At 52.5% G+C, this 12,562-nt stretch carries 12 protein-coding genes; 7 read left to right on the top strand and 5 right to left on the bottom strand.

Annotated features, from left to right (window positions below; all coding sequences use genetic code 11):
• Positions 1-63 precede the first annotated feature (63 nt).
• Both HVZ52_RS01000 and HVZ52_RS00995 read left to right on the top strand, forming a co-directional pair.
• Positions 64-618, top strand: coding sequence for a GNAT family protein (locus HVZ52_RS01000; RefSeq protein WP_181598766.1), 555 nt, complete (start codon positions 64-66; stop codon positions 616-618).
• A gap of 71 nt (positions 619-689) precedes the next feature.
• Complete coding sequence (locus HVZ52_RS00995; RefSeq protein ID WP_049042435.1) at positions 690-1,040, top strand: lysozyme; 351 nt, start codon at positions 690-692, stop codon at positions 1,038-1,040.
• A gap of 18 nt (positions 1,041-1,058) precedes the next feature.
• Here HVZ52_RS00995 and HVZ52_RS00990 read toward each other — a convergent pair whose 3' ends face one another.
• On the bottom strand, positions 1,059-1,661 hold the full coding sequence (locus HVZ52_RS00990) for a response regulator transcription factor (RefSeq protein WP_016154889.1): 603 nt from the start codon (positions 1,659-1,661) through the stop codon (positions 1,059-1,061).
• A gap of 355 nt (positions 1,662-2,016) precedes the next feature.
• Between HVZ52_RS00990 and HVZ52_RS00985 the strand changes: the two genes are divergently transcribed.
• Positions 2,017-2,193: a hypothetical protein gene (locus tag HVZ52_RS00985; RefSeq protein ID WP_153646715.1), complete on the top strand. Its 177-nt coding sequence runs from the start codon at positions 2,017-2,019 to the stop codon at positions 2,191-2,193.
• 15 nt (positions 2,194-2,208) lie between these two features.
• Here HVZ52_RS00985 and HVZ52_RS00980 read toward each other — a convergent pair whose 3' ends face one another.
• Positions 2,209-2,967 carry an SDR family oxidoreductase gene (locus tag HVZ52_RS00980; RefSeq protein ID WP_016157705.1) on the bottom strand — a complete coding sequence of 253 codons (759 nt, stop codon included), beginning with the start codon at positions 2,965-2,967 and terminating at the stop codon, positions 2,209-2,211.
• A gap of 119 nt (positions 2,968-3,086) precedes the next feature.
• Between HVZ52_RS00980 and HVZ52_RS00975 the strand changes: the two genes are divergently transcribed.
• The 3 genes from HVZ52_RS00975 (at position 3,087) to HVZ52_RS00965 (ending at position 6,679) form a co-directional block, all read left to right on the top strand.
• Positions 3,087-3,986, top strand: a complete 900-nt coding sequence (locus HVZ52_RS00975; protein ID WP_016157706.1) for a LysR family transcriptional regulator — start codon at positions 3,087-3,089, stop codon at positions 3,984-3,986.
• 47 nt (positions 3,987-4,033) lie between these two features.
• Positions 4,034-5,062: an inner membrane protein YhjD gene (gene yhjD, locus HVZ52_RS00970; protein ID WP_016154892.1), complete on the top strand. Its 1,029-nt coding sequence runs from the start codon at positions 4,034-4,036 to the stop codon at positions 5,060-5,062.
• A 294-nt stretch (positions 5,063-5,356) separates the two neighbouring features.
• Complete coding sequence (locus tag HVZ52_RS00965) at positions 5,357-6,679, top strand: MFS transporter (RefSeq protein ID WP_003023312.1); 1,323 nt, start codon at positions 5,357-5,359, stop codon at positions 6,677-6,679.
• 93 nt (positions 6,680-6,772) lie between these two features.
• Here HVZ52_RS00965 and HVZ52_RS00960 read toward each other — a convergent pair whose 3' ends face one another.
• Entirely contained in the window at positions 6,773-8,833 is a 2,061-nt protein-coding gene (locus HVZ52_RS00960; protein ID WP_181598765.1) for an AsmA family protein, read from the bottom strand.
• A 77-nt stretch (positions 8,834-8,910) separates the two neighbouring features.
• Entirely contained in the window at positions 8,911-9,678 is a 768-nt protein-coding gene (pdeH, locus tag HVZ52_RS00955; RefSeq protein ID WP_047415877.1) for a cyclic-guanylate-specific phosphodiesterase, read from the bottom strand.
• A gap of 230 nt (positions 9,679-9,908) precedes the next feature.
• Here pdeH and HVZ52_RS00950 point away from each other — a divergent pair, with 230 nt between their 5' ends.
• Positions 9,909-10,838 (top strand): sugar kinase, encoded by a 930-nt coding sequence (locus tag HVZ52_RS00950; RefSeq protein WP_016157709.1) that lies wholly within the window; start codon positions 9,909-9,911, stop codon positions 10,836-10,838.
• A 64-nt stretch (positions 10,839-10,902) separates the two neighbouring features.
• Here HVZ52_RS00950 and HVZ52_RS00945 read toward each other — a convergent pair whose 3' ends face one another.
• Positions 10,903-12,396, bottom strand: coding sequence for a pitrilysin family protein (locus HVZ52_RS00945; RefSeq protein WP_131405424.1), 1,494 nt, complete (start codon positions 12,394-12,396; stop codon positions 10,903-10,905).
• Positions 12,397-12,562 lie beyond the last annotated feature (166 nt).

Raw genomic sequence — 12,562 nt, 5'->3', positions numbered from 1 at the left:
CAAATAAATATGTTTTACAGTGACTTCCGCACAATCATTGAAAATTATTCTGGAGATAAGCCTGTGCCTGTACTGAAAACCTCGCGTTTGATCTGCCGCCCGCTCACACATGACGACTGGGCGTTTTTCTTAACGCTACAGCAGAACGCAGATGTGATGCGCTTTGTCGCTGACTCGCGTACCGAAGAGGAGATACGGACAGTCTTTGACTCCCGCTTGCCTGAATGGTCTCCCGGCAGTCCACACTGGCTGTGCCTGGTCCTGTGCGATAAGGCATCGGGCGTACCGCTTGGGGTAACCGGATATATTCAGGATAAAAATGAATGTGCCGAGGTCGGCTTTCTGCTCACTCCCGAGGCGCAGGGCAAAGGTTATGGCGCTGAATCCCTGCATGCCGTTTGCGATTATGCGTTTACCGCCGGAGGACTACGCCGACTGACGGCCTGCGTCACCGCAGGAAACGATGCCTCACGGCGTCTACTGGAAAAGGTCGGGTTCATTCTCGAAGGCACGCTGCGAGAAAGCTACTGGCTACATCAAACCTGGCATGATGACTGGATTTTCGGCCTGTTAAAACATGAATATCAGCCGCCCGCGCCATCAGGCGTTTTGCTGTAAAAAATGGCTGGATGGCGGCTGGCGTAACGGGGTGTGTTTCTTAAAATAGGTCTCTTTGTACAGAGATTATTATGCCGCTACATTCGACGCAGTTCACGCCCGCCTGTATCGCATTTATTAAGCAATGGCAGGGCCTGTCGCTGGAAAAGTATCAGGACAAAAAGGGGATCTGGGTCATTGGCTACGGGCACGAAATCACCGCAGATGAATCCTTTGATGCCCCAATTATGCTGATGCAGGCCGAAACATTGCTGCTCGCGGATATAAATATCTGCGAGGCATTCATCCATAAGGAAATGCCGCAAATACAAGATCGGTTTCAACAGGAAGCGTTAATTGCATGGATGCTCAGCGTGGGGATTAGCCGGTTTTGCAGTGCTGAATTCTGGCCGGGGGCTATTTCACAGCCAGAAACAGTCTGACTGTGAAATATTTTCCCATTATAGGGTGTCGTTTAGCATCATTGCCGCCTGCGTACGGTTTTTTACCTCCAGGCGCTGATACAGCGATTCAAGATGGGCTTTTACCGTTCCGGTGCTGATATTTAATAATCGACCAATTTGTTTATTAGATTCTCCGGCGGCCAGCATCGTCAGAATCTCCCGCTGACGCGCGCTGAGCAATCTGATATTTTGCCCGCCACATTCGGTCGCTGTGATGCAATCTCTGGGGATAAACATCATACCTATCGCGACGCTATTGAGTGCCAGCGTGAAGGTTTCCGCATCAGAGTCGCGCGGAACAATGGCCAGCACGTTTAATTGCGTGACTTCCTGTAGCCATTTTTTACGGCAGTCCGTTGCGGTTACCAGCACTTTTACCTTCGCAAAGCGCTCTGCTATCTGTTGCAGCAAGCTACGGCAGAACTCAGCGTCAAAATCTCCATCCAGCATTACCAGTGCATCAGGATTGTCTTCCAGCGTCCGCCAAAGATCATCTGCCTGACTGACACCCTGAACATTCACTCCTGGAATACGCTCTTGCAAAATTACATTCATTCCATGAATAAATATTGACTGCCTGTCAAACATTATTAACTGCATTATTTATCTCCGTCTGAATAAGATATTAGCCTTAACACGCGGAAGGGTATTATCCGAGGGGCAAAATATGAAGTCACCATTTGGCGGAGGCCATTTTACCGATAGACGGAGAAGAAAGAAGCAGACGTTATAAATAATTACAGCTGAAACCAAAGAATCACACAAAGGATCAAAATCGGGATCAAATATTCAGAAAATCCTTAATATTTGATGTTCAAAACTGGATTGCTAATATTAATAACCCGGAGTTTATATTCTTAGCTAAAAATAAGGAATTCACGATAACAGACAAATATGTTACAAAACAAAATATCGCATTAAATGATCATTCGGGCATGAGAATGGGGAGGTGATCATGGTTTCTGATGCAACAAATCCACTCCCGAAGAAGAATGAACTCTTCAGAACGTTTATCCCCGATCTCTTTCAGCACCGCGATCGCGGTATCAGATTCCAAATAATACCGGCAAACGCCATCAGCTATATTTTGACCTCTGATGGCGCGCCAGTTTTCGATTGCTCAAAAGGCTAAGTAAGAGGCAGTCAATTACAGGAACATCCCGCCAGAGACTTCGATACGCTGTGCCGTCATCCAGGCCAGCTCATCGCTGAGCAACGCAGCAATGGCGTCGCCAATATCGTCCGGTAACCCAACACGCCCCAGCGCCGTCTGCGATGCAATGTAGGCATTCAATTGCGCATTATCCCGCACGTTTCCGCCGCTAAAATCCGTCTCGATTGCCCCAGGCGCAATAATATTCGCCGTAATGCCGCGCTCTCCCAGCTCTTTCGCCTGATAACGGGTTAACACCTCCATCGCCCCTTTCATGGCAGCGTAAGCGCTGTAACCCGGTAGCGCAAAGCGCGACAATCCGGTCGAGACATTAAGAATGCGTCCGCCGTTGTTGATCAGCGCCAGCAGGTTCTGTGTCAGGAAAAAAGGTCCTTTAAAATGGATGTCCAAAAGCTGGTCAAATTGCGCTTCAGTGAACGCCGGATAAGGCGCGTTAATGCCAACTCCGGCATTGTTCAATAAATAATCAAAGGTGTCGCTTTGCCAGTGCGTTTGTAGGGTTTCCTGCACCTGTTTGACAAACTGAGGGAAAGTGGAAATATTTCCGACGTTCAACGGTAATGCTGCAGCTTTACCGCCAGATTGGCGAATTTCATCTACAACCTGCTGCGCTTCTTTTTCATTGCTGTTCCACGTCAGGATGACACCAATGCCTTTACTCGCCAGCTTTAGCGCCGCGTTTTTACCGAGTCCACGGCCGCCGCCGGTCACCAATGCGATACGTTGCGTCATAAGAAACCTCATTTCAGGTGTTGTGAAGATTGAGACAAAGCTTATTAGGTGGTAGAAAAACAATAAATACCGCTAACTGCGCATTACTGTTTCATTTAGAACAACAATAGGGCATGAGAATGGATAAAATTCACGCAATGCAGTTGTTCATCCGCGTCGCAGAACTGGAGAGCTTTTCGCGCGCGGCAGACACCCTCGGACTTCCTAAAGGTAGCGTATCGCGTCAAATCCAGGCCCTGGAAAATCACCTGGGCACACAGTTGTTGCACCGCACAACCCGCCGCGTTCAGCTCACGCAAGACGGCATGATCTATTACGAACGAGCGAAAGATTTGTTGAGCAATCTCGATGAACTGGATGGGCTATTCCATCACGACCCGGCCAGCATCAGCGGCAAGCTGCGCGTCGATATGCCGGTTGGTGTGGCGAGAAATCTGGTAATGCCCCGCTTACCGGCCTTCTTGCATCAGTATCCGGGGCTTGAGCTCGAACTTAGCAGCAGCGACCGCCTGGTAGACTTGATCCGCGAAGGCTTCGACTGTGTGGTACGCGTGGGGACGCTGAAAGATTCAGGGCTGATTGCGCGCCCGCTGGGAAAACTCACGCAGATTAACTGCGCCAGCCCGCAATACCTCGCCCGATTTGGTTATCCGGAAAGCCTGGAGGATTTAGCCTCGCATGCGGTGGTGCACTACTCAGTCAATTTGGGAACACGTGCGCAAGGCTTTGAAGTGGCGACAGACAACGGTGCTAAATGGGTTAAAACCGGCGGCATGCTGACGGTGAACAGTACCGAAACGTATCATGCGGCATGTCTTGCCGGTCTGGGCATTATTCAGGTACCGCGCGTGGGCGTGCGTGATGCCCTGCGCGCCGGTACGCTGATTGAAGTATTACCGCAATATCGCGCCGAACCATTACCGGTTTCATTGCTCTATCCGCATCGCCGTAACCTCTCCCGCCGCGTACATCTGTTTATGGAATGGCTGACCGGCGTGATGAAAGACTATGTGGACTGACAAGCTATACTGTCCTGAGAATGAACAGAACGAGGATTACTGCCCTGATGACGCAGGAAAAAGAGATTAAACGCCCCATTCAGGAACTTGAGCACGCACCAATCCCAAAAATTGAGACCCTGGAGCGTAAAAATACAGAAACCAACGGTAAGACCAACCAGGCGCTGAAAACCGCCCTGACCTTCGCCGATAAAATTCAACGCCAGCCCATGATTGCCCATCTGATTCGCGCCGCGGAGAGATTTAACGATCGTATGGGAAATCAGTTTGGCGCCGCCATTACCTACTTCTCGTTTCTGTCGATGATCCCTATCCTGATGGTGTCGTTTGCCGCCGCGGGTTTTATTCTCGCTTCGCACCCTACGCTGTTGCAGGATATCTTCAGCAAAATCCTGCTCAACGTCAGCGATCCGACGCTCGCCTCCACGCTGAAAAACACCATCAATACCGCCGTTCAGCAACGCACCACCGTCGGTCTGGTGGGTCTTGCCATCGCGCTCTATTCCGGAATTAACTGGATGGGAAACCTGCGCGAAGCTATTCGTGCCCAGTCGCGGGATGTCTGGGAGCGGACCCCACAGGATCAGGAAAAAATTTGGGTCAAATATCTGCGTGATTTTGTCTCATTGATTGGCTTACTGATTGCGCTGATTGTTACGCTGTCCATTACCTCCATCGCCGGTTCCGCCCAGCAGATGATTATCTCTGCGCTGTATCTCGACGGCATCGAATGGCTGAAGCCCGCCTGGCGGCTGATCGGCCTGACCATCTCTATTTTCGCCAACTACTTGCTGTTCTTCTGGATTTTCTGGCGGCTACCGCGTCACCGACCGCGCAAAAAAGCGCTCATTCGCGGCACGTTTATCGCGGCACTGGGGTTTGAAGTCATCAAAATGATCATGACGTACACGCTGCCATCACTGGTGCAATCGCCGTCAGGCGCGGCGTTTGGTTCCGTACTTGGACTGATGGCGTTCTTCTACTTCTTCGCCCGTCTGACTCTGTTTTGCGCTGCCTGGATTGCCACAGCGGAGTACAAAGACGACCCGCGTATGCCGGGGAAAACCCACCGCTAATCTTTGTTAACTGCCGGATAACGCTACGCTTATCCGGCCAACCCAATGCTTACGTCGAAATCCTGCGCATTATCAGAATTAAAATCCAGCCCGTAACTTTTGTTTAACCAAAAACCAGTTTTATCATCCAAGTTTTAAATTATGTGAAGCATTTCATGGAAGTGAAATCTCCAGCCTAAAAATTATCCCCTTTTTGCTCTATTTTTGACCGATCGCAAGGTTTGTTACAGATTGAAATGTCTCTTTTGCTGTGCGTAATATGACCTTTCGTTCGACCAAAAATAAGAAAATATTATGCAAGCAACAGCCACAACGCTCGACAACGAACAGGAACACACCCCGGTCAACTCGCGCAATAAAGTCGTCGTCGCCTCACTCATTGGCACTGCCATTGAGTTCTTCGACTTCTATATCTACGCCACCGCCGCGGTGATCGTGTTCCCCCATATCTTCTTCCCGCAGGGGGATCCGACCGCGGCAACGCTGCAGTCCCTTGCCACCTTTGCTATCGCCTTTGTGGCACGGCCTATCGGTTCTGCTGTGTTCGGGCATTTTGGCGATCGCGTAGGGCGTAAAGTCACGCTGGTTGCCTCACTGCTCACTATGGGGATCTCGACGGTTGTCATTGGCCTGCTGCCGGGCTATGAAACTATCGGTATTTTCGCCCCGCTGCTGCTGGCGCTGGCGCGTTTTGGTCAGGGTTTAGGACTGGGCGGGGAATGGGGCGGCGCGGCGTTACTGGCGACGGAAAACGCACCGCCGCGTAAACGCGCGCTGTACGGATCATTCCCGCAGTTGGGCGCACCTATCGGCTTCTTCTTCGCCAACGGCACTTTCCTGCTGCTCTCCTGGCTGCTGACCGACGAGCAGTTTATGAGCTGGGGCTGGCGCGTACCGTTCATCTTCTCTGCGGTGCTGGTGATTATCGGTCTGTACGTTCGCGTTTCGCTGCATGAATCCCCGGTCTTTGCCAAAGTGGCAGCGGCGAAAAAACAGGTGAAAATCCCGCTGGGTACCCTGCTGACAAAACATGTCCGCGTGACGATCCTCGGCACGTTCATCATGCTGGCGACCTATACGCTGTTCTATATCATGACCGTCTATTCCATGACGTTCAGCACCGCCGCGGCGCCTGTAGGGCTTGGCCTGCCGCGTAATGAAGTGTTGTGGATGCTGATGATGGCGGTTATTGGCTTTGGCGTCATGGTGCCGGTGGCGGGCCTGCTGGCCGATGCGTTTGGTCGTCGCAAGAGCATGCTCATCATCACCACGCTTATTATTCTGTTTGCGCTGTTTGCCTTTAAACCGCTGCTCGGCTCTGGCAATCCGGTGCTGGTGTTCGCCTTCCTGTTGCTTGGTTTGAGCCTGATGGGTTTGACATTTGGTCCGATGGGCGCGCTACTGCCGGAGCTGTTCCCGACCGAAGTGCGCTACACGGGAGCGTCGTTCTCGTACAACGTTTCGTCGATTCTTGGTGCTTCCGTTGCCCCTTACATTGCCGCATGGCTGCAGGCGAATTACGGCCTGGCGGCGGTCGGTACGTATCTGGCATCAATGGCGGCGTTAACGCTGATTGCGCTGCTGTTAACCCACGAAACCCGCCATCAATCATTGTGATTCTTTGGTTGTAAGCACCGTCTGCGGCCTACGTTGAGCATGAAATGTAGGCCGCAGAAGCGAAGCGTTAGCGCCATCCGACAACGGCAAAAATCACTTCTTCATTTGCGACAAAATGGTCCGGCATTGATTAGCGTCTCCTTCAGAAGGTGAAATCAGCGCCAGCAAGGCCGCCGCGGGCGTCACTAACGTTGCCAGCGCGGCAGCAACCGCACCGCGCGCAATCAGCGGCCCGGCCTTCACACCGGCCTGCGGATTCTTAAAGGTGCCGCGAACATACAGCGGCGAACGCAGGGTAATAATACGAATGCCTTTGCTCTCCGGATCGATGGTTAAATCCAGTTGCTCCGACGCAAAACTCGCCGTACCAGTGACATTAATGACCGCGTTTTCCGTGTCGAAGGCAAAAATCTGCGGGCGGGCTACGCCGTTAACAATATCCAGATTCGCCGCCGCGCAGTTCACCCGCACCTCGTCATCACCAAATATCTGTCCAACAAGATAGTTGCCCAGATTCAAGCCAACAATTTCCATCAGATTCCGGCTGATCAAACCGTCGTTCATCAGCAGCTTCAGGTTACCATTGCTGTTACCAAGCAGCGCCGCTACCGAGTTTCCGCTCCCGCTAAACCTGGCGTCACCGTTCATTTCACCGAGCGTTTTCTGCATCAGCTCCACATCCGGCATCAGCGCTTTTAGCTTCAGGCGGCGAGCCTGGATGTCCGCCTGCCCCCGCATCGGCTTTTTATCCCCTTCCAGATGGATGCTGGAGACAATGCTGCCTCCCGCGAGGCCAAATTTCAGCGGCTGCAGGCGCAGGTCGGCATTTTTCAGGATGATATGGGTGGAGAGATCGCTGATCGGCAGGCTACTGCCGTGCTCAATACGCCGTCCTTTGAAACGTACGTCAGCGTCCATCACGTTCCATTTGTCGGTTTCAAAACGGTCATACGGCAAGACCTTGTCCGCGGGCTGGACGCTCTTCTCACCTTTGCGCTGTTCAGATTGTTTAGCCCGCTCCGCCCCTTTGCCTGAATCCACACCGATCAGCGGCCCCAAATCAGCCAGCCTCAGTTGGCGTGACTCAACATCCCCTTTCAGCATTGGGCGCGGCTTACCGGTGGTATAGGCCAGCGTTCCGTGAATATCGCTGTCGCCAATTCGGCCATTAAAATCGCGGTAATCAAAAACAGAGGATTTTTCCGGGTCAATTTTCGCGACCAGATGTCCGTCGGTTTCAAACGGCGGCGTATCCGGGAGCAGCACGCCGGTCAAATCGTACAAATCCCCTAGCGAATCTCCCGAGAATTTAAGCCGCAGATCCGCCCCGCCCATATTCATCGGATCGTTTATCGTACCGATAAACGCCACACGCGTATTACCCGAACGGAAATCAGCCTGAATCGGGAAAGGGGTTCCTTCACCGCGCAGCGCCAGCATTCCGCCTATCTTCCCGCGACCGCTTAGCGGTTCGCCGTTATATCGGCCTTGCGCTTTCAGACCAAACACGTAGTCCTCAATATGGGCGTTGCTCTCTTTACTTTTTGCGCCAGTCACTTCGCTAAAGGGCAACGGCTTACCCAGCGGATCGACCAGGATCTCAATCTCTGACTTCGTCACCTTATCGTTAATGGCGATGCGCCCTTGGTCGAACAGAATGTTATCCAGCCGGAGAGACCAGGCTGATGGCGGCGCTTTGGGATCGCGGTTTTCATCCCCTGTCAGGTTAAAGGTCCAGTTATTGTTTTTCTCCGACAGGCGGATAAGCCGTGCATCGGGTTTGACCAGCTTGATCCACGGGAGCCAGACGGTTTTTGTCAGCAATGCCAGTGGGGCGAGCGTGGCTTCAACGCGCGGGAGATGCACCATGGTGACGTCAGGAATGTCCGGCGGGTTGCCGAGGATGATATCCTCAGCATGGACATGCGGCCACGGAACCCAGCTACGCCAGCCGGTTTCCTGTTTTTGGCGTTCCCAAACCACGCCCAGGTCACCCCGTATGGCGAAGGGCCGGTTGAGTTCTGTAGAGACTTTCTGGTTGATGGTCGGTTTGAGCCGGTTCCAGTCAAATGTCGCAATCACGATGATGAGTACGACGATCAACAACAAGAAAACCCCTATTACTGAAGTGGTTATTTTGCCTGTTCTCGTCATGTTTAACCTCCTTACTTTCTTCCTTGCCTGTCCTAAAGATAGTCCAGCAGAGGAAAAGGAGGCGTTCTACATCCTTATCAAAGCGACAGAATTACGTCTTCTAGGGTATCCAGAGGCACTGGACGAGAGAGAAAATAGCCTTGCGCAGCGAAAGCCGGTGAGTTTTGCACATCACGCCACTCTTCCAGCGTTTCAACGCCTTCGACAATCACACCGCGGCAATAGCGGTTCATCAGCTGTAACAGCAGCGTAAAGAGATTGCGGCCCTCCGGCGTCTGGCGCAGCATGACAAACAGATCCCGCGCCACTTTGATATAGTCGTAACTCACTTCGCTCAGAGCCGAGAAGTTTGCCATTCCGGTACCAAAATCATCCAGCCAGAGCGGGCCAAACTCGCACATTGAGGCGAACGACGAACCTTTCGGCAAGCGGATATGCTCCACCAGTTCAAAGCGCAGCCACGGCAGACATTCGATGATTTTCAGGATTTCGGGATCCTGGCGCATTGCAATCAGCGTTGGCCCGTCGACATTCACGGATGCCAGCAGATCGTTGGCTTTGAAAAACGCCCCTTTTTGTTCAAGCTGTACAAGCTGCTCTTTCACCACATCTACACGATGTCGTACGGCCACTTCGGCGAAATAGCGGTCTGGTGCGATACGTTGGGAGGGGTTTTCAGGATGGCTCACGACGGTCAGCAGCTCAACGGCCATCAGCCGTCCGTTGGTCTGATAAATCGGCTGGTAGGTGTAAGCACGCTCGCACTGCAGCCAATAGCGTCTCTCCTGCAAGTTTTCAATACTCGCATCGAGCGTAATTAGCTGCTGGGTAACCTGCTTTATCATCTGAGATGTCCTGTAAATAAGAGTGTGACTGACCGGACTCGTCAAAGGTTATCGGCGCTCAGGCGAAGAACTTTACGTTCAGCCCTACGCAAAATAGAAACTAAGCGGCAAAAAACGACGCAGAACACGTGCTGGCTCAAAAAAATAATGGAACGATGTTTTAATATAGTTGACCACTTAACACCCACAGCGCACACTAACGCTAATTTTTTTCAGAGCAGGTTACGACTATGTCCAGAAAGATTGCCGTGATTGGCGAATGCATGATTGAGCTGTCACAGAAAGGCGCTGACGTTCAGCGCGGATTCGGTGGCGACACGTTGAATACATCCGTTTATATCGCCCGTCAGGTCGATGCTGCGGCACTTTCCGTACACTATGTGACTGCGCTGGGTACCGACAGTTTTAGCCAACAAATGCTGGAATCCTGGCAGAGCGAAAATGTGGATACTTCATTAACCCAACGCATGGAAAACCGCCTGCCGGGCCTCTATTACATTGAAACCGATAGCACCGGCGAGCGCACCTTCTATTACTGGCGTAATGAAGCCGCCGCAAAATTCTGGCTTGAGAGCGAACAGTCCGCCGCTATTTGCGAAGAACTGGCGACATTTGACTATCTGTATCTGAGCGGAATCAGCCTGGCTATTTTAAGTCCGGCAAGTCGTGACAAGCTGCTGTCGCTGCTGCAAGAATGCCGCGCCAACGGTGGAAAGGTCATTTTTGACAATAACTACCGCCCACGTCTGTGGAGCAGTAAAGAAGAGACCCAGCAGGTGTATCAGCAAATGCTGGAATGCACCGATATCGCGTTCCTGACGCTGGATGATGAAGACGCGCTGTGGGGTGAAAAACCGGTTGCCGAGGTGATTGCCCGTACTCACGCGGCTGGCGTACAGGAAGTGGTTGTGAAACGCGGTGCAGACTCTTGCCTGGTTTCCATCGCAGGCGAAGAACTCATCGACGTTCCGGCCGTAAAACTGCCGAAAGAGAAGGTTATCGATACGACCGCTGCGGGAGACTCCTTCAGCGCCGGGTATCTGGCGGTACGTCTGACCGGTGGCGATGCCGCTGATGCCGCAAAACGCGGGCACCTGACGGCAAGCACCGTTATTCAGCATCGTGGGGCGATTATTCCTCGCGACGCCATGCCGCAATAATCTGGCGTTCTGGCAGGCCGGATTAGACGTTAACGTCGCGTCCGGCCTGCAGGTCACGATTCCCTTATTGCACCGGCGGGATGTCCGTCACTTCAGGATGTGATTCATCCGTTTCTACCGACGTTGCCGCGGCGGTAACCGGCGCCATAATGCTATCCCACGTCGCCTGCAGATCCTTCATATTGAATTCAGGTTCACCCTTCGGCTGCAACAGAATTAACGCCATATCTTGCGACAGTTGCTGACGCAGGTCCTGATTCAGCATCTCAACACTCAGGTTGTTCAGGAAGCTCTGACGTAAACGCTGATACTGTTCAGGCGCAATATCTACGACCTGGTTTTGCAACGAGCGCAAACGCTGGCTGATCAAAATATCGGTATCGGTGCGACCATAGGTGGCAAACAGCTTCTGCAGTTCCAGATTCTTTTGCGCCACCAGCGCATTAAATTCTTCTTCCGGCAGCCCCTTATCGCGCACTTTGGCCAGCTCACGCGCAACCGTGCTGAGGTTCGCGTTCAGCTTACCGTTCGGTGATTCAACGTTAATGGCACATTGCGCGCGCAGGAACAGCACCCGACAGTCAAAGCCAAGGCCAATGTCTTTGGCATTGTTTTTGGTGAGCTCCTGCTGAATGTGCCAGAACAACGCTTCACGGGCTAAATCAGCGCGCCAGTAACGTAACAGCGCGGCAGATTCACGGATCGGCTGCCACGGCGTATCCCACATAATAGACAGGCGATCCTGACGTACCGCATCGGTCATTATGCTTACGGCCTCTGCACGCAGCGGAGAGAGCGTGGGTACCGGCGCAGGCGTTTCACGTTTACCTTTTAATTCGCCAAAGGTTTTATTGATTTGATCAGCCACGCTGCGCGCATCTACGTTACCGACGATAATCAGCGTCATCGCATCCGGGGTATACCATTTCTGGTAGAAGGACTGGATTTTCGTCGCATCAATAGGCGTTTTCAGCGGATCGGCAGGATCGTGACCCAGCAGCGTCGATCCCTTCAGACGATAGCGCCACCATCCCTCTTTGGTATCTGACGGCCAGGTTGCAACCATATCTTCGCTACTCAGCGCATGATTGACCGATTCAGGGGTGATGCTCAGATTACCGGAAATATTCGCCAGATAAGAAAGTGACTCTTTCAGCAGATCGTTACGGCTGTTAGGCAGACTGAGGTTATACAGCGTGGAATCATAGGAAACGATAACGGGCGGCATGGGACGACTGGGATCGAACCCCTGCTGCCACAGAGAACGGGCTTGCGTAGCATCGAGGCCACCGCTTTGCGTCAGCGCGATACGCGGGATCGCATGGCTGAAACCACTCTGTTGTGTACTTTCGGTGAGTGAACCGGTATTGACCAGCAGGCGAACCTCAATACGGTCGCTGGGGCGCTGGGGAGTGGCTAAGACTTGCCACTGTAAACCATTTGCCAGCGTGCCCTGTTGCCACGCCGGGTCAGGCTGGAGCGCATCTGCCTGCACATAGCCGGCAGTGGCCATCATCAGCAAGCCGCCCGCTAAAAGTCGAATTTTTGTGCCCTGCATGTGAACCCCTGATCAACTATCCTGGAAATAAAAAGACAGCCCGCGAGAGGACTCTCTGAATATGACGTTAAAAACACTTCGTGTTAGACCGCAAGAACATAAAAATGTCACGGAGGAAGTGAAAAAATCCCGACGCCGCCGAATCGGCGGTTTCAGGCACAGGGGT

The organism is Citrobacter sp. RHB36-C18 (assembly GCF_013814485.1).
GTDB classification, from domain to species: Bacteria; Pseudomonadota; Gammaproteobacteria; order Enterobacterales; family Enterobacteriaceae; genus Citrobacter; species Citrobacter braakii.
The sequence above is the reverse complement of the archived record's forward strand: the minus strand, read 5'-3'. Positions and strand labels throughout refer to the sequence as shown.